General features: G+C 60.7%; 18 protein-coding genes. 13 read left to right on the forward strand and 5 right to left on the reverse strand.

Going from position 1 to position 20,345, the window contains the following annotated elements:
- Positions 1 to 11 precede the first annotated feature (11 nt).
- The 3 genes from AC3RLQ_RS23520 to AC3RLQ_RS23530 all read right to left on the reverse strand — a co-directional run bounded on the left by AC3RLQ_RS23520 (position 12) and on the right by AC3RLQ_RS23530 (position 3,379).
- A complete protein-coding gene (locus AC3RLQ_RS23520; RefSeq protein WP_493031098.1) occupies positions 12 to 1,493 on the reverse strand; it encodes a PLP-dependent transferase in 1,482 nt (493 codons plus the stop codon).
- Between the two features lie 137 nt (positions 1,494 to 1,630).
- Entirely contained in the window at positions 1,631 to 2,206 is a 576-nt protein-coding gene (locus tag AC3RLQ_RS23525; protein ID WP_493031099.1) for a hypothetical protein, read from the reverse strand.
- 9 nt (positions 2,207 to 2,215) lie between these two features.
- Positions 2,216 to 3,379 (reverse strand): trans-sulfuration enzyme family protein, encoded by a 1,164-nt coding sequence (locus AC3RLQ_RS23530; RefSeq protein WP_493031100.1) that lies wholly within the window; start codon positions 3,377 to 3,379, stop codon positions 2,216 to 2,218.
- Positions 3,380 to 3,455: 76 nt separating this feature from the next.
- Between AC3RLQ_RS23530 and pyrH the strand changes: the two genes are divergently transcribed.
- From pyrH to AC3RLQ_RS23555, 5 genes are all read left to right on the forward strand, one after another.
- Positions 3,456 to 4,193 (forward strand): UMP kinase, encoded by a 738-nt coding sequence (gene pyrH / locus AC3RLQ_RS23535; protein ID WP_461528109.1) that lies wholly within the window; start codon positions 3,456 to 3,458, stop codon positions 4,191 to 4,193.
- 24 nt (positions 4,194 to 4,217) lie between these two features.
- Positions 4,218 to 4,784: a ribosome recycling factor gene (gene frr / locus AC3RLQ_RS23540; RefSeq protein WP_493031101.1), complete on the forward strand. Its 567-nt coding sequence runs from the start codon at positions 4,218 to 4,220 to the stop codon at positions 4,782 to 4,784.
- 16 nt (positions 4,785 to 4,800) lie between these two features.
- Positions 4,801 to 5,478 (forward strand): acyltransferase, encoded by a 678-nt coding sequence (locus tag AC3RLQ_RS23545; protein WP_493031102.1) that lies wholly within the window; start codon positions 4,801 to 4,803, stop codon positions 5,476 to 5,478.
- 57 nt (positions 5,479 to 5,535) lie between these two features.
- The gene (locus AC3RLQ_RS23550; protein WP_493031103.1) at positions 5,536 to 8,298 is read left to right on the forward strand and encodes a DUF6600 domain-containing protein; all 2,763 of its coding nucleotides are present in this window, start codon (positions 5,536 to 5,538) and stop codon (positions 8,296 to 8,298) included.
- A 75-nt stretch (positions 8,299 to 8,373) separates the two neighbouring features.
- Positions 8,374 to 9,285: an alpha/beta fold hydrolase gene (locus tag AC3RLQ_RS23555; RefSeq protein WP_493031104.1), complete on the forward strand. Its 912-nt coding sequence runs from the start codon at positions 8,374 to 8,376 to the stop codon at positions 9,283 to 9,285.
- A 2-nt stretch (positions 9,286 to 9,287) separates the two neighbouring features.
- Here AC3RLQ_RS23555 and AC3RLQ_RS23560 read toward each other — a convergent pair whose 3' ends face one another.
- On the reverse strand, positions 9,288 to 10,112 hold the full coding sequence (locus AC3RLQ_RS23560) for a hypothetical protein (RefSeq protein WP_493031105.1): 825 nt from the start codon (positions 10,110 to 10,112) through the stop codon (positions 9,288 to 9,290).
- Positions 10,113 to 10,266: 154 nt separating this feature from the next.
- Positions 10,267 to 11,862, reverse strand: coding sequence for a porin (locus AC3RLQ_RS23565; RefSeq protein ID WP_493031106.1), 1,596 nt, complete (start codon positions 11,860 to 11,862; stop codon positions 10,267 to 10,269).
- A 339-nt stretch (positions 11,863 to 12,201) separates the two neighbouring features.
- Between AC3RLQ_RS23565 and AC3RLQ_RS23570 the strand changes: the two genes are divergently transcribed.
- The 8 genes from AC3RLQ_RS23570 to AC3RLQ_RS23605 all read left to right on the forward strand — a co-directional run bounded on the left by AC3RLQ_RS23570 (position 12,202) and on the right by AC3RLQ_RS23605 (position 20,316).
- Positions 12,202 to 13,017 carry a PstS family phosphate ABC transporter substrate-binding protein gene (locus AC3RLQ_RS23570; protein ID WP_493031107.1) on the forward strand — a complete coding sequence of 272 codons (816 nt, stop codon included), beginning with the start codon at positions 12,202 to 12,204 and terminating at the stop codon, positions 13,015 to 13,017.
- A 94-nt stretch (positions 13,018 to 13,111) separates the two neighbouring features.
- A complete protein-coding gene (pstC, locus tag AC3RLQ_RS23575) occupies positions 13,112 to 15,046 on the forward strand; it encodes a phosphate ABC transporter permease subunit PstC (RefSeq protein WP_493031108.1) in 1,935 nt (644 codons plus the stop codon).
- The gene (pstA, locus tag AC3RLQ_RS23580; protein WP_422321632.1) at positions 15,043 to 16,224 is read left to right on the forward strand and encodes a phosphate ABC transporter permease PstA; all 1,182 of its coding nucleotides are present in this window, start codon (positions 15,043 to 15,045) and stop codon (positions 16,222 to 16,224) included. Before pstC ends, pstA begins: the two co-directional genes overlap by 4 nt.
- Before the next feature lie 14 nt (positions 16,225 to 16,238).
- Entirely contained in the window at positions 16,239 to 17,027 is a 789-nt protein-coding gene (gene pstB, locus AC3RLQ_RS23585; RefSeq protein ID WP_493031109.1) for a phosphate ABC transporter ATP-binding protein PstB, read from the forward strand.
- Positions 17,028 to 17,029: 2 nt separating this feature from the next.
- Positions 17,030 to 17,818 (forward strand): phosphate ABC transporter ATP-binding protein PstB, encoded by a 789-nt coding sequence (gene pstB, locus AC3RLQ_RS23590; RefSeq protein WP_493031110.1) that lies wholly within the window; start codon positions 17,030 to 17,032, stop codon positions 17,816 to 17,818.
- A gap of 73 nt (positions 17,819 to 17,891) precedes the next feature.
- Positions 17,892 to 18,626, forward strand: coding sequence for a hypothetical protein (locus AC3RLQ_RS23595; protein WP_493031111.1), 735 nt, complete (start codon positions 17,892 to 17,894; stop codon positions 18,624 to 18,626).
- Positions 18,623 to 19,363 carry a type III pantothenate kinase gene (locus AC3RLQ_RS23600; RefSeq protein WP_493031112.1) on the forward strand — a complete coding sequence of 247 codons (741 nt, stop codon included), beginning with the start codon at positions 18,623 to 18,625 and terminating at the stop codon, positions 19,361 to 19,363. The genes AC3RLQ_RS23595 and AC3RLQ_RS23600 overlap by 4 nt, the downstream gene beginning before the upstream one ends.
- A gap of 14 nt (positions 19,364 to 19,377) precedes the next feature.
- The gene (locus AC3RLQ_RS23605) at positions 19,378 to 20,316 is read left to right on the forward strand and encodes an ROK family protein (RefSeq protein WP_493031113.1); all 939 of its coding nucleotides are present in this window, start codon (positions 19,378 to 19,380) and stop codon (positions 20,314 to 20,316) included.
- Positions 20,317 to 20,345: the final 29 nt, after the last annotated feature.

A 20,345-nucleotide genomic window follows, 5' to 3' on the forward strand; every position in this document is an offset into this window, starting at 1 on the left:
TCCTGCTGCGGTCACGCTTTGGCGAGGGCTTCGTCAAAGCGAGCGATCAGGTCTGCGGTGTCTTCGAGGCCGGCGGACACGCGGAGGAGCCAGCGGCTGACGCCGCAGCTCTCGGCCCAGTCGAGTTCATCGTAATGTGCGAGGAGGGTGTAGGGGCAGGCGAGGGTGAAGTTTGTGCCGAGGCTCGGGCCTTTGGAGACGCGCAGGGCGTCGAAGACTTTGGGGCTGGTCTGCTCGGGGTTTTTGAGCGTGAAGGAGAAGAGGCAGCCGTAGCCGCCGTTGTCACGCCGGATGAATTCGTAGCCGCGTCCGCCTTCGCTGCTGGCGTGCCAGACGCGATCCACTTTGGGATGGCTGCGCAGATGCTCGGTGAGGGCCTGTGCGTTGTGGCTCATCTTGGCGGCGCGTTGTGAGAAATCGCGGCTGTTGAGTTCGAGCGCCACGGCATCGCCGCGCCAGAGTTCGTGATCGGCATGGGCCGTCAGGAAGGCGGAGAAGGCGGCGTGATGCGGGGAGTTGCGGTTGAGAACGACGCTGCCTGCGAGGACATCGCCCACGCCGGAGAAGCTCTTGGTCAGGCTTGTCGTCACGACATCGGCCACGCGATGGGCATTCACATGGGCGACTGTGGAGATGGTGTCGTCGATGATGATTGGGACGCCGGGTTGTGCGGCAGCACGGATCGCGAGAAGGCGCTCGAAATCGACGCAGCGGAGCAGGGGATTGCTCGGGGCTTCGCAGAAGATGCCCGCGATCGGCTCGCTTTGCAGCAAGGCGCTGAGGTCATCGTATTCGCTGTCCTTGATGAGCGGCATGAAATGCACGCCGGTGCCGAAGAACTGCTGGAGTTTCAGCACGTCCACATAGGGGAAGTCGAGCTGCACGGTTTTGCGGCTTGGGAAAAGCTGCGTGAGCATGCGATGCACGGCAAAATTGGCCGCCATGCCGGAGGGAAAGAGAAAGACGTCTTCAGGCTGCTGACCGGCCAGTTGCGCGATGCGTTCGCGGATGGTGCAGTTGGCGGCCTTGCCCTCTTCCTCGCTGGCATTGCTCTGGCGTTCTCCCAGAGCATCGCAGGCCTGCCGGGTGCTCACGCATTCGCCGCAGAAGCGCCAAAATTTGCGGGCCTGCACGTAGCTGTCTGCCGGAAACACAGCGACGCCGAGGTTATGCGCCGTCCATTCGACTGCGCGACCGGTGCCGATGAACTTCACGCAGCGCTCCGCATGCACGACGCGTGGAAACACGAGGCAGCGTTCGCCAGCGGCGGCGAATTCTTTTTCGGCGGCTGCAAACAGCCGGGAGATGGCCGGCGGGCAGCAGAAGCGCGGGTAGCCGGATTTGAACTTTGAGACCACATTCTGGTCCCCTTCTTCATAGCCGATCACATGTTCCCACAGCGGCAGGCACACGGACACGCCGAGGTCGTGGTCAGGGATCGCTTTGCCGAGATCTTCGGCATTGCAGAGAGGGTGGGTGAACAGGTCGGTCATTGGGGGGGGACGGCACTTTTCTTCACACCTGCGCAAGTGCAAGGGAATGCGGCGGTGCGTTGTAGAAGCGGCTGCCCTCACCAGAAAGCCAGAGGCGTGGCATTTTGAGGTGACACAGCCATCCCCAGCGCGGCAGCCTACTCGTTGATGCCCGTTGCAGTCTGACGTTGCTGGTTTTTGTGCTCCAGTTTCTTCCGCCGGTTGAAGTCGGCCAGCTCGTTGCGGTAGCGCTTCAGGGCCATTTTTTCGTCGATATATCGATAATGCGGGCGCTCTCGGCGGGTACGTGCAAAATGAGGCAGTTCGAGGAATGCTTTCATCTGCTCGGAGGTGGGTAACCCGGCTCGCTTCTCATCGAGATTTGCCTTGGATGTCTCGTCTCCAAATATCCACAGGCTAATCGGGTAGCCATTACTGGCATCAACGATGGCCAAAAACTCACTGGTGACCTGTTCAAAGACATCCTTCGTCCATTGCAATTGTTCCAGAACCAGATCGTGATGCTTGTAGAGCATCGCCACCAGATTCAGAAGATGGGTTCTCAAGGCGTCAGATTCCTCGCTGCAAATGCAGTCGCGGCCGAAAAAGCAGTAGTGGAACCAATACCAACTGTCTTCGAAAACGAGGTGGAAATCCCCTCCTTCGATGAGCTCATCCAAGCGGATAAAGTGAGTTCCCGAGAACTCCTGGTCCATGAAGTAAAACTTCGCCATAATGGCAGATCACTTCTTCTTCAGCGCGGCATCAATGTCCTTCCACAGGTCCTCCACGTGCTCGATGCCGACGGAAAAGCGCACCAGCCCGTCGGTGACGCCGGCGGCTTCGCGGGCGTCTTTGGGGATGGAGGCGTGGGTCATGCTGGCGGGATGGGCGACGAGGCTCTCGATGCCGCCGAGGCTTTCCGCCTGGGTGAAGAGGCGCAGGCGGCGGATGAAGGCGAGGGTGTCGGCGTAGCTGAGGCCGAAATCGGCGAGGAGCATGCCGCCGCCGGCGGTCATCTGCTTTTTGGCCAGCTTGTGCTGCGGGTGGCTCTTCAGGAAGGGGTATTTGACGCTCTTGACGCCTTTGCGGCCTTCCAGGCGCTGGGCCAGTTCGAGGGCGTTGGAGCAGTGGCGCTCCATGCGCACGGCTTCGGTTTTGGCACCGCGGGAGATGAGCCAGGCGTCGAAGGGGCTGGGCTGCAGGCCGATGGCCTTCTGCGCGAAGATCATTTTTTCCTGCCACTCGTCGGAATTGGTGCAGACGGCACCGCCGAGGGCATCGCTGTGGCCGTTGGTGTACTTGGTGGTGCTGAGGAGGGAAAGATCGGCACCGAGGTCCAGCGGCTGCTGCAGCAGGCTGGAGGCAAAGGTGTTGTCCACGGCCACGATGCTGCCCGCCTTGTGCGCGGCTTCGCTGATGGTCTTGATGTCCAAGATTTTCAGCAGCGGATTGGTGGGCGACTCCAGCCACACCAGCGCGGGCTTGAGCCGGGTGATGAGATCGTAGTTCTCCGGATTGGCGAGGTTGGCGTATTTGATTTTGACGCCGAAACGCTTCAGCACCTTTTCGAAGATGCGGTAGGTGCAGCCGTAGATCTGCTGCTCGGAGAGGATCGTGTCGCCGGTCTTGAGGGAAAACAGGATGGCGGAGATGGCGCTGAGGCCGCTGGCGAAGGCGGTGCAGTGCTTCGCGTTCTCCAGGCTGGCGAGCGTGGTCTGGAGGTTGCGGAAGTTCGGATTGCCTGAGCGGGTGTAGTCAAAGCCGTTGGGATTCCCGGTCTCAAACGTGGAGGTCATGTAGATCGGCGGGATCACGGCGCCGGTCTCGCTGCGGTAGTCCTGGCCCACGTGAATGGCACGTGTTTCGAAGCGTGCGTCGGCGGGGATGGTTGGGTCGTCCTTCATGAGGTGATGTGTGACATGCAGAATTAGCTTTGCAAGGCCCCTGCGCGCATGCTTTATGAGTTAAATCTGTTCTTTCATGCCCGACTCCACTGCTCCTCGAAAATTCCGTCGCGTTCTGCTCAAACTCAGCGGTGAAGCGCTGAGAGAACCCGGCAGTCATGACAATATCTCCCCGCCCATCGTCGAAGACATGGCGGCGCAGATCAAAGCAGCGCATCAAACCGGCCTCGAAATCGCCCTTGTCGTGGGCGGTGGCAACTTCTGGCGCGGTGTGACCGCCAGCAACAAGGGCATGGAACGCGCCACGGCCGACTACATGGGCATGCTGGCCACAGTGATGAATTCGCTCGCGGTGCAAAGCATGCTGGAAGCGATGGACGTGCCGACGCGCGTTCAAAGCGCCATCAAGATGGACAATGTGGCCGAGCCTTTCATCCGCCGCAAAGCGATGCGCCATCTGGAACTGGGCCGCGTGGTCATCTTCGCCGCCGGCACCGGCAATCCGTTTTTCTCCACCGACACCACTGCGGCGCTGCGTGCCAGTGAGATCAATGCCGAGATCGTGCTCAAGGCCACGAAAGTCGATGGCATCTACGATTCCGATCCCAACAAAAACCCGAACGCCGTCAAATTCGACCGCGTCAGCTTTCACGAGTGTCTGACACGCCAGCTCAAGGTGATGGACTCGACCGCTTTCTCCCTGTGCATGGAGAACAACATGCCCATCGGCGTTTTCAGCATGAACGAACCTGATAACATCCGCCGGGCGCTCATCGGCGAATACATCGGTACGATGGTCGATGCGAAAGGCTGATCTAACTTCCAACCCGATACTGATATGGACCCTGAACTGACGATGATGGAGGCCGAAGAGGCCATGACGAAGGCGGTGGAGCACGCCATCCACGAATTTGCCACTGTGCGCACAGGCAAGGCCTCGCCGACGCTCGTGGAAAACATGGACGTGCATGTGATGAGCTACGGCAGCCACATGAAGCTGAAGCAGCTGGCCATGATCACCACACCGGATGCCCGGCTGATCCGCATCGAGCCTTTTGATTCCTCCACGCTGCAGGACATTGACCGCGCGATCCGCGAGTCACGCCTCGGCCTGAACGGCAGCATTGAAGGCAAGGTGATCCGCCTGCCGATCCCCTCCCTCTCCACCGAACGCCGCGAGCAGATGGTGAAGATGTGCAAGACCCTGGGTGAAGACGCCCGCGTGCGGGTGCGTTCCGCCCGCCGTGATGCGCTCGAAACGATCAAAAAAGGCGAGAAGGACGGCCACATCACCGAGGACGACCTCCATCGCATGGAGAAGGAAATTCAGGTGATGACCGACAAGAAGATCGCTGAGATCGACCAGCATGTGGTGTCGAAAGAGAAAGAGATCATGACGGTTTGAGCCGAACTCGTTTCTGATGTTTCCCGCGCGCGACCACCTCGACCTCACCCACACGAAGCACGGCATCCTGTTTCCGGATGACTCGCCCGTGTGGACGGCGTTGACGCGGATTGAATCCTATCTGGACTTTCGTTTGCAGCGTGAAATCCGTGTCCAGGTGCCACCGGGAGCGTTCATCGGCGAGGATGTGTTTATTGATGAAGGCACGACCATCGAGCCCGGGGCGGTGATCAAAGGTCCGGCATGGATCGGCCGCAACTGCCAGCTCCGTGCGGGCTGCTACATCCGTGAGAATGTGATCATCGGCGACGGCTGCGTGCTCGGGAACTCCTGCGAGTTCAAGAACTGCGTGGTCTTCGACGGCTGTGAGATCCCGCATTACAACTACGTGGGCGACTCGATCCTCGGCCACAAGGCGCATCTGGGCGCTGGCGTGATCCTTTCCAATGTGCGGCTGGACCGCCTGGAGGTCACTGTGAGGACCGACACGGATATCATTCCCACCGGCTTGCGAAAATTTGGCGCGGTTGTGGGCGACTATGCCGAGATCGGCTGCAACAGCGTGATCAGTCCCGGCAGCATCATCGGCCGCCGCAGCATCGTCTATCCGCTGTCGCATTTCAGCGGTGTGCTGGAGGCTGATCTCATGCTGAAGACGCGGCAGACACAGCAGGTGGTCAAGCGCCGGCGGTAGTAGAAGAGAGAATGAATACAATTCGGGGTGTGGGAGTCAGAGCAACATCCCACGTTTATGAAATCGCTTTTCCGCCCGTTTCTCGTCGTTTCAGCCATTTGGTCTCTGGCGAGCTGTGACAAACCCATGCCGCCTGCGGCTACCGCACCCGTGGCGGCAGAAACAGACAACCAGCTCGCTGAGGCGCGAGATGCCTTGCAGCGTCAGGCATTGGAGATCGAAACCAAGACGGCCTTGATGGACAAGCAGCTGGCAGAGATGGCGCAGTCGCTCAAGGAGCGTGACAATGCCGAACTGCGTGACTCGCTGGATGCGCTGAAGCGGCAGAATGACGAGCTGCGTGTGCAGGCGGATGCTGCGCGGCAGCAGAGCAATGCCATCACTCAGCGCATCGTCGTCACGCCCCAGCCAAATGTGGCGCCGCAGCCCATGGCGCTGCCTGATTACTCGTTGTTCTATGACCGCCTGGCGCCTTTTGGGCGCTGGTTTGAGGTGAATGGCTACGGCTACTGCTGGCGGCCCACCATCACCGTGGCGGGCTGGCGGCCCTATGTGGATGGTTGCTGGGTCTGGTCATCGCTTGGCTGGGCCTGGCAGTCGAACGAGCCCTTTGGCTGGGCTACCTATCATTACGGGCGCTGGGTGAATCTGGCGCGTTACGGCTGGATCTGGGTGCCGGGCAGCGAGTGGGCTCCGGCGTGGGTCGCGTGGCGTCAAAGCCGGGATTGCGTGGGCTGGGCGCCACTGCCGCCGGAGACAGGCGTGTTCAGCGGTGCGTATCGCGACTGTGACTCACGCTACGGCCTCGGCCCCACCAGCTACACCTTCATCAACACGACCCAGTTTGTGAGCCCGACCTACATCAACATCTATGCGCCCGTGACGCGGCAGACCACGATCTTCCAGCACAGCGTGAACGTGACGCAGATCGTGCCCAGCCACAGCCAGCGGCATGCGTTTTTCCATCAAGGAGGACCACCCCGCTCCCAGATGGAGCAGGCCTGTGGCCGGCCGGTGCCCCAGCGGCAGGTGCAAACCATGCACGCCGACCAGATGCCCACGCGCCCGCAGCATCATGGGCGGAGAGACGCGGATGCTCCTGTGGCCATGGTTGAACTTCCCGCCGTGGCTCCCGGTGCCCACATGAGGCGCCCCGAAATCAAAGAGCACATCCAAAAGCCGGTTTTGATGGGTGGATTTGAAGGCGTGCCGCAGCAGGCTGCCAGGGAGATTCGCGAGAACATCGCCCAAGAGAAAGAAACGGCCGTGGTGCAACAACAACCGCCCCCGATGCGCGGGCACATGCAGCATGGCCCTGGCCGACGCCCGGTTGAGCCACCGACGGTCGTCAATGCACCGCCCGCAGTGCCAGGTGCTATTCTGCCGGAAACCGTGAGGCCTGCCAGCCCTTCTGAACCCCCTGCTGTGGCTCCAGCTACAGCTCCAGTGGAGACGGCGACGGTGCAACAGCAGCCGGGGCAGGGAAGCATGCCACAAGGATCTCGTCGGCATTCGCCTGAAGGACGGCCTGCGACGAACACACCAGCCCAGGAAACCGTGCGCCCCGCTGTGGCTGTAGAACCTGGCGCAGACGCGACGAGAGAGCCTCGGCGGCATGGCCAGCCCGGGATGGGGGCACCACAGGCACCGAATGTGCCGCCTGAGAGCAAGGTCGTGGAGAACAGCCCTCCTGCCGCCGCACCATCCACACCCGCCGTGATGCCTGCCGTGGTGGAGAACAAGGCCCCGGAGCCTTCGGCTGCTCCAGTGGTGCCTGTTGTTGAGCCAGAACGGACCGCTGCACCAGCCGTCATGCCGCAGCCGTCTGCCGAACCCAGTGTTTCGCCGCAACCCGTGGCCGCCGAGGTGGAAAGAACGCGAATGCATGCTGGCCGGGAACAGGCCCAAGCCGCCGCCATGGAGCAGCGCCAGCAGCAGGAGATGCAAGACCGTGCCATGGCAGAGAAAAGGGCGGCTGAACAAGCCGCCGCGAATGCCGAAGCGGAAAAGAGCCGCATGCAGGCCGCCGCTGCGCAGCAGGAGGCGCAGGCGGCCCAGCAGCAGCGCATGGCTGCCGACCAAGCCGCCGAGACTGAAAAAGCACACCAGCAGGCCGCTGCGACCGCAGCCCAGCAAGAGCAGGAGATGGCGGCCCAGCAGCAGCGTGCCACGGCTGAACGCATGGCTTCCGAACAAGCCGCCGCCGCAGAAGCAGAACGGGTTCGTCAGCAGACTGAAGCCGCAGCCATGCAGCAGCGCCAGCAGGAGGAAGCCACCCGCCGTGCCGCTGAAGAGCAGCAAATGAAGGCGCAGCAGGAAACCGAACGCCGCACTCAAGAAATGGCCGCCCAGCGCCAGGCTGAAGAGCAGGCCCGTCGTCAGCAGGAGGCTGAAATGCAGCGTGCGCAGGAGCAGGCCCGCCGTGCGGCTGAAGAGCAGCAAATGCGCGCCCAGCAGGAAGCCGAACGTCGTGATCAAGAAATGGCCCAGCGCCAGGCGGAAGAGCAGGCTCGCCGTCAGCAGGAGGCGGAAATGCAGCGTGCGCAGGAGCAGGCCCGCCGTGCGGCTGAAGAACAGCAGATGCGCGCCCAGCAGGAGGCGGCTCAGAGAGCCCAAGAAATGGCCCAGCGTCAGGCGGAAGAGCAGGCCCGGCGTGCCCAGGAGATGGCTCAGCGCCAGGCAGAGGAGCAGGCGCGTCGTGCTCAGGAAGAAGCCCAGCGTGCTGCCGCAGAGGCCGCGCAGAGGGCTGCTGCCGAAGCTGCGCAGCGTGCCGCCGCTGAAGCCGCCCGCAATCAGCCGCAGCCTGCTCCCGGATCTTGAGCCGACGCGATGATTCGCCCTGCCCGTCACAGTTCCTGATTGTCATGCGGCAGGCTGGCGCGGTAGAATTTTGGAATGCGCTGGCTGCTGCCCCTTTTCCTAATCTGCGGTTCGTGGGCAGTGCATGCGGATGAGGTCATCCGGGTCACCTGGAAGACCACGCACGCAGCAGCACCGCCGCAGTTCAGTCGTCCGACGGCGGATTTCCTGCCGATGTTTCGGCTGGCGCTGAGCACGCTGCCAGAGTCTGCGATCGTCGCCTTGGCGCTGTCACAACCCGCGATGCTCGGACTGACGCCTGCGCAGGCGGGCATGATGCGGCCTTTGGTGGCGGAGCGTTATGCGTTGATTGCCAAATCACCGGCATACTCCGGTGTGGCTTCGGCGCTGCCGTATTGTTTTGCAGAAAAACGTCCGCAGGAAGGGCTGGCGCTGGTGCATGTGCCCGCGGGTGCAGATGCGCAGACTCCAGTGCTGCTGTTTCTGCACGGTTATGGCGGCAGTTTCCTGTGGTATCAGCAATTGCTGGCCGAGCATTTTGGGAATCACATCATCGTCTGTCCGGCGCATGGGATCAACACTTCAACCGTTTCCGGCGAGTATGTGCAGGAGTGCGTGCAGGCCGTGGGATTGCGACTGGGACGACCCGTGCTGAAGCCGGTTTTGATGGGGCTTTCAGCGGGTGGCTTTGGCGCTTGCGATGTTTACACCAAGCACCCGGAACGCTTTGACCGCCTGATCTGCATGGCAGCCTACCCGCCTGAGGACCTGCTGCTGAAATTTCCGCGGGAGGCGAGGGCTGGATTCATTGCAGGTGGAAACGAGTACTTCGTGAAGTCGGGGGACTTTGCCCGGCGCATCGCGCAGGTGAGGCAGCTAGCGCCTGCCTCGCAGGCATTCACCGTTCCGGAGGCGGATCACTTCTTCCTGCTCAGCCATACGACGCTGACGATGGCCAAGCTGCGCGAGTGGATGCCGCGCCCTTAAACCTACACCCGCAGCATGTCTTTCACGACCTGCCAGTAGAGGAAGATGCAGCCGCGCCAGGAATAGCGGAATTCGCCGTTGCCGGTGGGCTCGATGACGCCGGCGGTGATGTTGTGGTCAATCAGCACGCTCATGTCACGCTCGATATAGGCGTGCAGGTACTCGGTGTCCTGTAGCGCCAGGTCTTCGGAGCGGACGCCTTCGCGGTGGAGGAAGTCTTCATGGCGCTCCAGGAGGTCTGAGAACGAGCCCGCATGGGTGAAGCGGTTCAGTCGCTGCTTGGGGGAGTGCTTCATCGTGGCGGCGAAAGGGTAGTTCGTCGTGGTGAAGGTGACTCCGCTGGTGGTGCGTGAAGTGAGGCTGACGTACGAAAAGCCAAAATCGCCCTGCTGTGCCAGCGCGATGGCTGCCTGCATGCGTTTTTCCGCATGGTAGAAGAGCCGCATGAAGTAGTCTGTCTGGCTGAACTTCCACCCGGTGTCGCCGACTTCGGTGAATCCGGCATCATCCGCCTCGCTGCTGAGCTCGGAGAGCTCAGGGAAGACCTCGCGGGAAGGGGGGAAGCGGTGCTTGACCTCGCTTTTGATGGGGAAGCGCAGCCGCCGAACGCGGAAGACAATTTCCATCCACGGCAGCATGAACCAGGCAGCGACAAAGATGGCACCACCGATGTGCGAGTAGGTCAGGTAGTAACCGCTGAGATAGGAGGCACCCAGCAACGCGAGCCAGCCCAGCTTCTGGATGAAGCGGTTGTTGAAGGAGCGGCAGGCGATGGCAAAAACGATGACTGCCGCAACATAAAGAATCTGCTGGAGTGTGGTTTCCATGAGGCCGCTGGATTTGGAGCGAAGGAGAAACTAGAGGATGAGGTGAGACAAAGCAACCCTGCATCCGTTCGTCTTAACCGCCTGAAAACGAAGCGGCCGGACGCACTCCCGATGCATCCGGCCTCCCACTCAACCTTAACCAAAAAATGAGCGCTTAGAAATTGACCTGGGCCTGCACGCCGAGGTAGTCGTAATTCACGTTGCTGTAAGGAGCCACGTTGGTGTTGGTGCGCATGCCGTGCATGAACATGGCCGTGAGTTCCAGTTCCGGGTAGGGGATGTAGCGGAAACCAAAGCCGACTTCGTTGACCTTGTCCTTCGGTGCGTTGACGGCAAATTTACGACCGCCGTTGTAGGTCTGCCAGCGGGCGAAGGGAATGATTTCGCGCTGGTTGGCAAACACGTGGCGGTAATTTGCCTGCACATAGCCACCGCTCAGACTGGAGGAGGTGATGGTGCGCATGTCGCTGGAGAGCTGCGGGCCTTTGCCCCAGTTCCATTCGGTTTCGATGCCGAAGGGCTGCGGGTACAAGATGGCGGAAATGCCGACGCGTGCATCGGTGAAACCGCGGTTGCCTCCGTTGCCATTGGCAGGAGTGCCCACGCCGGGGATGGCTGCCGTGGTGGTGTTGAATTTCCCAGCATAGCCCTGGATTCCGAGTTCGAGGAACTGACCGTTCTCGAACTCGAAGGGATAGGTGGCGCGGGCCACCCAATGAGGCTGTCCGTTGGTGTCCGGCTTGTTGATGCCCTGGCCGGAAAAAGCACCAAAGGCGATCATGCCATAGTCACCCGAACCGCGCAGACCCATCTTGACGAGGTTTTTGAAACGTTCGCGGATCTCGTAAGGGGCATACATGTAGTAGACGCCAAAGTCACGCTCGCCTTCGATAGCAGTGCTGATGGCTTCAGGGCGCTCCAAGGCGAGTCGATTCTGGGAGGATTGCAAGATGGCGTGGCCATAGGGGACTTTGGACAGACCCATGCGGACGCGATGTTCGCGGGCTGGGTCGAGGGAAACATCGGCGTAATAGTCGCGCGCCTGCACACCGCCATTGCCATTGACACCGCCAAACAAGTCTGCCTGGAAATAGAGATAGACGTGGTTGGTCAGGTCGCCGCTGAAGGCCAGACGGCCGCGGCGGATGCCGATGCTCGACTGGTCATTGGCAAACGAATCATTCTGAACATGCAGCTGACCGCCTTCTTCGTGCATGACGGAATCCGCGCGCACCTGAAGGTAGCCCTTCATTTTCAGGCGCTCGTACCATTTGTCAGCCAGCAGGGTGTCGAGCTCTGCTGCCGACATGGTGGAGGGCGAGGTGTTGTCGGTGATCTTGGAGATGTCCTCAATCTGCCCGCGGGTCGTGGAAATGACGTTTTCGAGATCGCCCACCTTGCTCTCGGTCTGAGAGAGGCGTTTTTCCAGCGTGGTGCCGCCAGCGCGGTTCAAGGCATTCTCAAGATTGCCCACCTTGCTTTCGGTTTGGGCCAGACGCTTTTCGAGAGCGGAGGTGTTTGCCGTGGAACCGGCTGCAGGAGCTGAAACGGCTGGCACCGGAGCGGCTGCCACCGGGGCTTTGTCCCTTTCCTTGTCCTCTTCACGGGAGGCGGCGACGAGCATGTCGTACTCCTCCTGGCTGAGGGTGCCCTTGGCCTTCATGATGGAGAAGAGCTTTTCCATGGCAGGGCCGGCGGCAACTGGCAAGGAGGGTGGCAGGGCGATGGCGACGGCTGCAAGAGCAGCCATGACACGGGATATGCGGGAATGTTTGAGGCGCATGTGTGAGGTGAGTCAGGTGAGTTGAATGAGCTCCCCCAGGCGATGTGGTATCCCCTAGGAAAGGAATGTCACATGGCTGTAACCGGAATCCCCCGCGAGATCCTTAATGTGACGCTTTCGTCACGAATCGGAGTTATTCACATGGCATTTGACTCTTGAGGGGAGGCGGAGGACTCCGTATTCTGTATGTGACGCTTTCGTCACAGAGTGCATTTTGACCACCTTCCCCCTTCCGCCAATATCCGCCTCGTCACCCGCGAACTGCCGGCGGACAAGCTTATCGCCTTACACTATCCTACAACCCTCATGAAGATCGCCTTCCTTACCCTTGTCACCACCCTGACTGCAGCGCTTTCGCTTCAGGCTCAGACCACCCTGCGCATCCGTGGATCCGACACCCTCGGAGCCAAGCTCGTCCCGCAGCTGGCCGAATCCTTCAAGAAGCAGGGCGGCAAAGTCAGCTTTGACATCGCTGCGGAAGGTTCCTCCACCGCTTTCACGAATCTGGCCTCCGGCACGGCGGAGGTGGGCATGTCCAGCCGCAAGGTGAAGGCAGATGAGCGCACACTTTGCCGCAGCAAGGGAGTGACCCTCACGGAATACGAAGTCGCCTGGGACATGATCTCCGTCGTGGTGAACAAGAACAACCCCGTGTCCGATCTCTCCAAAAAGCAGCTGCTGCAGATTTTTGCCGGTGACATCAAGGACTGGAGCGAAGTCGGTGGCACCCCCGGCCCCATCTCGGTTTACACCCGCAACACATCCTCGGGCACGTACAAAGACTTCATCGGTCTGGCCATGAAAGGCCGTGAGTATGGCAAAAACAGCCAGAAGATGGCTGGGAATGAGCAGATTGCCGCTGAAGTGGGCTCCAATCCAAACGGCATCGGTTATGTCGGCTACGCGTATTCGGGTGCGAAGGGCATCAAGGTGGTCTCCATCGCAGGTGCCTTCCCAAGCCCAGCGGCGGTGAAGTCCTACCCGCTGTCCCGCCCGACCTTCCTCTACACCAGCGGCGAGCCAACCGGCACCATCAAGGCCTTCATCGACTTCTGCCTCAGCCCTGCGGGCGACGCCATTGTCAACAAGGCGGGCTTTGTCCCTCTGAGCATTGCGAAATAACTGTTGATTGACCGATTCACCAGTCCGGCGGAAGAGACGTGTCTCGACCGCCGGATTTGTTTTCAACTCTGGTGCATTCTTCCCTCATAGCCGCATGAACAGCCTCCCGACGCCCAGCAGACCGCCGCTGCGCAGCGTGCTGCTCAGGAGTCGCAAGCACACCATTCTTGGGGTGGATCCCCAGAAGCTGATCAAATATTTCTTCGGCAGCAATGCCAGCGTGGCCATCATCGTGCTGGTGCTGATCATGGTGTTTCTGCTGCGTGAGGGCGTTGATTTTCTGCCCACCTACCAGCGCGAGCTGCAGACCTATCGCCGGGCGGGGCTGGAGTTTTGTGACATCATCGACCAGCCGCTGCAGCGGAATCAGGCGCTTTCCAGCAGCCTGCGCCAGGCGGTGAGTGCTTCCCTTGAAACGCTGAGCAAGACAGCGCGTGACCGCCGTGATGCGGCCTTTTTGCTCAAGCGGCAGGTGGAGGACAAGACCGCGCGGCCGCGCGAATCGCTCACGCAGGCGCTGGAGAAGACGCCTCCAGCACCGGAGCAGATCGAGGTTTTTCGCCGAGAACTGGCTGAGGCGTCTGCGGCTGCTGCGAAAGCGCTGGAATATCCAGCCGTTTTCAGTGCCGCAGAACGTGAGCAACTGCAGCGTGAGTTCTCTGCGCTGACACCAGAGGTCACTGACCTGCCGCCGCTGGTGCAGACGCTTGTGGCGGATTTCAGTGCCAAAGACCGCGAGGCACGCACCAAGTTTGCTTCTCTTGTAACGGCGCAGGAGGAATTTGAGGAAGCTACGGAGCCGCTCCAAGAAGTGGTGGACGAGCTCAAGGCGAAGGCTCTGGAGACGAAGGAGAAAGCCGTGGAGTTTGAGGTGCTGGAAACCAACCGCCTGCGTCTTCTCGAAGCCGCAGCCACCGAAACTGATCCAAAAGAAAAAGCCAGCCTGACCAAGGAGGCGGAGGAATCCGTCGCTGAAACGGTGAATCTGGAGGAGAGCATCAAGGAAATCACCGGACGCACGGCTGAACTGCGCGAGCAGGTGGAAAAATATGCCGTGGTCATTGAAAAGGCCGCTGCTGATCTGCCCAAAGATGCAGGCACCGGAGCCGCCCGCACGCTGGTCAACGATGTGCGTGAAGGGATTCCGGTGCATGCCCGGGAAATGCGGGCCGCGGCTGGAAAGCTTGAAGGCTGGCGCTGGGACAAACCCGTTTCCATTTTCACCGTCATTGGCGCTTTCTTTTTCGGCACCCAATGGATCACGAACAGCTCCTGGCAGGACTTCTTTGGCTTTGTCCCGCTGCTGACCGGTTCGCTCGTCATTGCCGCCATCGCTATTTTGATCGCCACGCCCATCAGTGTGGTGGCCGCCATTTATACGAACCAGTTTGCCAGCGAGCGTGAGAAGGAGCTGATCAAGCCGGTGATCGAGTTCATCCAGGCCATTCCTTCGGTCGTGCTGGGGTTCATCGGCATCTCGCTGGTGGGGAATTTGATCAAAGACGTGAGTGAATGGAGCTGGCTGCAATGGGTGCCGGGTTTCCCGATTCAGGAGCGTCTCAACATGTTCAATGCGGGCTGTCTGCTCGCTTTCATGGCCGTGCCCACCATGTTCAGTCTCTCGGAAGATGCGCTGAACAACGTGCCGCGTGCCTACATTGATGCGTCTGACGCGCTTGGTGCCACCAAGCTGCAGACTGTCTTTCGTGTCATCGTGCCCGCAGGCATCTCCGGCATTCTCTCGGCCATTTTGCTGGGGCTGGGTCGAGTTGTGGGTGAAACGATGGTGGTGCTGCTCGTCGCAGGCAACCGCATTGCCATTCCTGATTTCAGCGCCGGACCCGGCGTCATATTTCATCCGGCCCACACGCTGACCGGCATCATCGCGCAGGAACTAGGCGAGGTGTCACGTGGCAGCTCGCACTGGCAGGCGCTGTTCATGGTCGGCATCGTGCTGTTTGCCATCTCGCTGCTGGTCAACTGGTGCGCCCGCGCCGTGGCCCGCCGCTTTGAACCCCATAAGGCATGACCCCTGTCCCCACCAACGACAATCCTTTCGCCGGCGACAACTCCGGCATTCAGCAGCGCGAGACCGCTGCGCGCTGGGCCTTGCGCATCGGCAGCTACATCGTGGTAATCATCACGCTGGCGATCATGCTGCACATTTTCGTCAAAGGTGCGCCGGTGGTGTTCCGGTCGCAGTGGCCGTTTGTGAACACGCAGTTCCTCACCGAACTGCCCGCCACGCTGCACGTGATTGAAGACCAGCAGGGCAATCACATCGAAACCGATGTGAACGGAGCCGACGCGATCAAGAAGAAGCTGGGCGACAACTTCCGTGCGGAAAAAACCATCTCCTATTCGGGTGGTGGGATCCTGGGGCCGATCGTGGGCACGGCGCTGCTCGTGGTTGTCAGCGTGGGTGTCGCGCTTTTTCTCGGCGTCGCCTGTGCGATCTATCTCAGCGAGTATGCCAAGCACGGCAAGTTCCTCGAAATGGTGCGGTTGGCGATCTTGAATCTCGCGGGCGTGCCCTCGGTCGTGTTCGGTTTGTTTGGTCTGGGGGCGTTCGTTTTGACCGCGCCGACGTTTGTCGATGTGCCGGCGGAGCGCTCCGTGTTCTCCATCCCGCTCGGTTTCACCACGTTGAGCTTTGAAGGATGGGACACCTGCGTGCTGTCTGGCGGTTTCACGCTCGCCTTTGTCATCCTGCCCGTCATCATCACTGCGAGCGAGCAGTGCCTGCAGGCGGTGCCGCAGGGCTTTCGTGAAACGAGCATGGCCTTGGGTGCCACGCGCTGGCAGACCATCCGCTACAGCGTGCTGCCCTTTGCCACTCCCGGCATTCTGACTTCCAGCATCCTTGGCATCGCCCGTGCGGCAGGTGAAACGGCCCCGATCATGTTCACCGCTGCGCTGGCCTTCAAAGACAAGCTGCCGTGGCAGAAAGATCTGCCGCCGCTGCCAGCCGATGCATCGATCTTTGCGCACTGGGAGCAGAGCGTGGCGCGCTTCTTCGGCATCTTCACCGAGTCCGTGCAAGCCCTGCCGTATCACATCTACACGCTTGCCGCCAAGATCCCGCAGAACGAGTACGCGGAGCGTGCGCAGTATGGGTCTGTTTTCGTTTTCCTCGTTCTGGTCGCCTCGCTGGCCGCCAGCTCCGTGATGCTGCGCAAACGTCTGCGCGCCAAGTATCGCTGGTAATTGCTTCTCCTTTCATGTCCGCCGATTCCACCGCCCAGTCCACACCGCCGCCTGTTGTTCAGGTGCGGGACATGGATTTTTGCTACGGTAGCAGCAAGGCGCTGTTCGACATCAATCTGAAGGTCGAATACCACCGCGTGACCGCGCTCATCGGCCCTTCGGGCTGCGGCAAGAGCACGCTGCTGCGCTGCATCAACCGCATGAACGACCGCGTTCCCAGCGCCCGTGTGACGAAGGGTGAAGTGCTCGTGAAAGGCAAAAATATCCACGATGCCGATGTCGATCTCACGCAGCTGCGCAAACAGGTCGGCATGGTGTTCCAGAAGTCGAATCCCTTTCCCAAGAGCATTTACGAAAACGTGGCCTATGGGCTGCGCATCCACGGTGAGAAAAATAAAAGCGTGCTCGATGAAGCGGTCGAGCGCTCGCTGACGCATGCCGCCCTTTGGGAGGAACTCAAAGACCGGCTCCATGCGAACGCCCTCGCCCTCTCCGGCGGCCAGCAGCAGCGCCTGTGCATCGCCCGTGCCATCGCCACCGTGCCGGACGTGCTGCTGATGGACGAGCCCTGTTCGGCGCTGGATCCCATCTCCACGCTTAAAATCGAAGAGTTGATGCACCAGCTCGCCAAAGAATTCACGGTGGTCATCGTCACCCACAACATGCAGCAGGCCGTGCGTGTCTCGGACTACACGGCCTTCCTTCACCTCGGCAAACTGGTTGAGTTTGCCCCCACGGAGGAGCTCTTCACCAATCCGCGCGAAAAGCTCACCGAATCTTATTTGCGCGGCACTTTCAGTTAACAATGGCCGACGACACTCCAGCTCCCACTGCCGCAGAGCCGCTCATTCAGGTGGAAAAGTTCAACTATGCCTATGGTGACAACCAGGTGCTCTTTGACGTCGATCTGAACATGCGCAGCGAGGATGTGACGGCTCTCATCGGCCCCTCCGGCTGCGGCAAGAGCACCCTGCTGCGCTCCATCAACCGCATCAACGATCTCGTGGACTCCGCCCGCGTGGTCAGCGGCAAGATCAAAATCGACGGCATCGATCTCTACGCGCCTGAGGTCGATGTGATCAACCTGCGCCGCAATGTGGGCATGGTCTTCCAGAAGTACAATCCCTTCCCGCGCTCAATCTTTGAAAATGCCGTATACGGCCTGCGTGTGGCCGGCATCAAAGACCGCCACGACCTTGAAGAAGCCGCCGAACGCAGTCTGCGCTCCGCAGCCCTGTGGGACGAGGTGAAGGACCGTCTCCACGAAGTGGCCACCGGGCTTTCCGGCGGCCAGCAGCAGCGTCTGTGCATCGCCCGTGCCATTGCCCTGCAGCCGCGCATTCTGCTGATGGATGAGCCCTGCGCCGCCTTGGACCCCATCGCCACCGCGCGCATTGAGGAGCTGATTCACCAGCTGCGCGGCCAGTACACGTTCGTCATCGTCACGCACAACATGGAGCAGGCCAAGCGCATCGCCGACCGCACCGCGTTCTTTTACAAAGGCCGGCTGATCGAGGAGGACGAGACGATGAACATCTTCCATCACCCGCGCGACCCGCAGACCGAGGCCTACATCACGGGACGGTTGACCTAAGGAGGCTGTCGCTGCGGCAGGCCGGCATACCCCGAAGTTGAAAATATTGTTTCTTGCAGCACTGTGCTGGCGCATGAAACTCCGTACCCTCGCCTTGTTCCTACTCATTGCCAGCGTTGCCCGCGCAGGCGTGGAGGTGGACATTGAAAAATTCGGCGAGAGCCTCGGCGGGTGGACCAAGGAGAAAAAGAAGGCGGCTGAGTACAAATTTTCGGAGGTCGATTTCCGCACCTACAAGCCCGAGGTCACCACCGCGCCCGATGGCGGCGTTTTCATCTCCGTGCGGGTGGATCATCTTCGCGGCATGTTTTCCTCCGATGACCACGCGAGTCTGGAAATGAGCTTCGCGCCGGACGGCACCCTGCTTTCCTCTCAGGCGTCGATCTCCATTCAGGCGCGCCGCATCAGCAGCGACATGTTTCGCAGCGGCGGCAAGCAGGCGGCTGGCGCCGCCGGGCAAGTGGTCGGCGGCACCGTGGCCCAGGCCGCCAAGATTGGCGGGGATGTCTTTGGCAGTCTTGCCAGCAAGTTGCTGCGAGAAAACGTGACCGAACCCGGTCGCATCGCCTATCCGGCCGCGCTGCGCCATAACTACAACCTCCTCTATCAGTGTGTGAAATACGTCAAGGACCCGCCCAAGGCCTTGGTCGTGGAAGGAGATCCCATTCGCCCCAAGCCTCCAGAACCCAAGACCGCGCCTGAAAACATGTTCAACCTGAACACCTTTGGCGAGGCCCCCAAGGAAGGGGACAAAAAAGAAGAGAAGAAGGAAGAGGCCAAGAAGGAAGACGAGGCTGCCAAACCATGAGCCGGAGGCAGCTGCTCATTGATGTTGGTAACGGACGTACGAAATTCGGACTCGCCACGAGTGAGGCGATTCTCGAACGCCGGGAGCATGCCACGCGAGAGCTTTCTCCCGATGCCGTGCGTGCGGTCACGCAGGGCTGGCAGTTTGAAAGCGCTGTGATTTGCAGCGTCGTGCCCAAGGCGGTGCCTGCGTTCCGCGAGGTGTTTGGCGATGAGCTCATCGAATTGCGGTATGGCACTCCCATGGGCATCGGCATTCGCTACCCAAAGCCCGAGAGCATCGGCCCTGACCGTCTGGCAAATGCCGTCGCGCTGGCGCACATGCATGGCGCACCCGGCATCGTCATCGACTTCGGCACGGCGGTGACCTTCGACATCCTCTCCGCTGACAAGTTTTACATCGGTGGTGTGATCGCGCCGGGACTGCGGCTGATGACCGATTATCTGCACGAGCGCACCGCCTTGCTGCCCCGGGTTGACCTTCGTGAGCCCACCACGGCCATTGGCCAGTCCACCGAGGGAGCCATCCTGGCGGGAGCTGCCATTGGGTATCGCGGCATGGTAAAAGGCATCCTAGAGGCGCTGAAAAAAGAACTCGGCGGGCAAAAGGTCAGCATCGTCGCCACGGGTGGGGATGCGGAATGGATCATTTCCGGCATGGGCGAAGACATCACCACCGACCCTGATTTGACCTTGCACGGACTGCGTTTGGTGGGCAATCTCCGCGCCCCGCTCTGAAGGCGGGACGCGTTATGGCTGAAACTGACAAAACTTCCATCGGCATCGACTTTGGCGGCACCTCCGTGAAACTCGGTGTGTGCCGTGGCGATGAACTGCTCGTTACGGACGAGCCCATCCCCACGACCCAGTTCCACGGGCCAGCCGCGCTCATTGGGGAGATGGCCGCACGCGTTGCGAAGCTGCAAAAAGCTTACCCAGCCATCTGCGCCATCGGCGTCGGTGTTCCTGGGCTTGTGGATTTTGATCACGGTTTTGTGCATGAGCTGACGAACGTCCCCGGCTGGAAGCATGTGCCGCTCAAGGCCATCCTCAGCGAAAAGACCGGGCTGCCCGTGCTGGTGGAAAATGATGCGAATGCGATGACCTATGCCGAGTTCCGTCATGGGGCGGCACGCGGCCTGAAAAACGTCATCGGCCTCACGATGGGCACCGGTATCGGCGGTGGTCTGGTGCTGGATGGCAAGATGTTCCGCGGCAGCGGCTTCGTGGCGGGAGAGATCGGCCAGATGAGCATCGATTACAACGGCAAGGCCGGTCACTACGGCAATCTGGGCGCGCTGGAAAAGTACACCGGAAACCAGCAGATCGCCGAGCACGCCGTGCTGCGCTACTCCGAGGCGGGCATCGAGAAGGACATTGCCGAATGCACGCCCAAAAAGATTGCGGATGCGGCGCAGGCCGGGGATGACATCGCCCGCCAGATCTGGGGCGAGGTGGCCGACTGGCTCGGCACCGCGATTTCCAGCATCGCCTGGCTGCTCAATCCCGATGCCTTCGTGATCGGTGGCGGTGTGGCGCAGGCAGGAGATCTGATCTTCACACCGCTCAAAAACAAGGTGCAGAGCATGCTCAGCACCGTGGTCTGGGAGCGCCTGCAGATTGTGCCCGCTCGCTTCAGCAATGAGGCCGGCATCATCGGCAATGCCGCGCTGGCGGCAGACGCGGTGTAAAGCAGCCCTGTTCCTGCGGATGCCGAACA

This window comes from Prosthecobacter sp. GW821-HT29F12, from assembly GCF_058803405.1.

Coding starts and splice junctions, on each gene's coding strand:
- AC3RLQ_RS23550 (WP_493031103.1), top strand. CDS start 5,536: ATGAAATCGCTTTTCCGCCCGTTTCTCGTCGTTTCAGCCATTTGGTCT.
- AC3RLQ_RS23565 (WP_493031106.1), bottom strand. CDS start 11,862: ATGGCTGCTCTTGCAGCCGTCGCCATCGCCCTGCCACCCTCCTTGCCA.
- AC3RLQ_RS23605 (WP_493031113.1), top strand. CDS start 19,378: ATGGCTGAAACTGACAAAACTTCCATCGGCATCGACTTTGGCGGCACC.
- pstB (WP_493031109.1), top strand. CDS start 16,239: ATGTCCGCCGATTCCACCGCCCAGTCCACACCGCCGCCTGTTGTTCAG.
- AC3RLQ_RS23570 (WP_493031107.1), top strand. CDS start 12,202: ATGAAGATCGCCTTCCTTACCCTTGTCACCACCCTGACTGCAGCGCTT.
- AC3RLQ_RS23595 (WP_493031111.1), top strand. CDS start 17,892: ATGAAACTCCGTACCCTCGCCTTGTTCCTACTCATTGCCAGCGTTGCC.
- pstB (WP_493031110.1), top strand. CDS start 17,030: ATGGCCGACGACACTCCAGCTCCCACTGCCGCAGAGCCGCTCATTCAG.
- AC3RLQ_RS23560 (WP_493031105.1), bottom strand. CDS start 10,112: ATGGAAACCACACTCCAGCAGATTCTTTATGTTGCGGCAGTCATCGTT.
- AC3RLQ_RS23545 (WP_493031102.1), top strand. CDS start 4,801: ATGTTTCCCGCGCGCGACCACCTCGACCTCACCCACACGAAGCACGGC.
- AC3RLQ_RS23525 (WP_493031099.1), bottom strand. CDS start 2,206: ATGGCGAAGTTTTACTTCATGGACCAGGAGTTCTCGGGAACTCACTTT.
- AC3RLQ_RS23530 (WP_493031100.1), bottom strand. CDS start 3,379: ATGAAGGACGACCCAACCATCCCCGCCGACGCACGCTTCGAAACACGT.
- pstC (WP_493031108.1), top strand. CDS start 13,112: ATGAACAGCCTCCCGACGCCCAGCAGACCGCCGCTGCGCAGCGTGCTG.
- AC3RLQ_RS23600 (WP_493031112.1), top strand. CDS start 18,623: ATGAGCCGGAGGCAGCTGCTCATTGATGTTGGTAACGGACGTACGAAA.
- AC3RLQ_RS23520 (WP_493031098.1), bottom strand. CDS start 1,493: ATGACCGACCTGTTCACCCACCCTCTCTGCAATGCCGAAGATCTCGGC.
- AC3RLQ_RS23555 (WP_493031104.1), top strand. CDS start 8,374: ATGCGCTGGCTGCTGCCCCTTTTCCTAATCTGCGGTTCGTGGGCAGTG.
- pyrH (WP_461528109.1), top strand. CDS start 3,456: ATGCCCGACTCCACTGCTCCTCGAAAATTCCGTCGCGTTCTGCTCAAA.
- frr (WP_493031101.1), top strand. CDS start 4,218: ATGGACCCTGAACTGACGATGATGGAGGCCGAAGAGGCCATGACGAAG.
- pstA (WP_422321632.1), top strand. CDS start 15,043: ATGACCCCTGTCCCCACCAACGACAATCCTTTCGCCGGCGACAACTCC.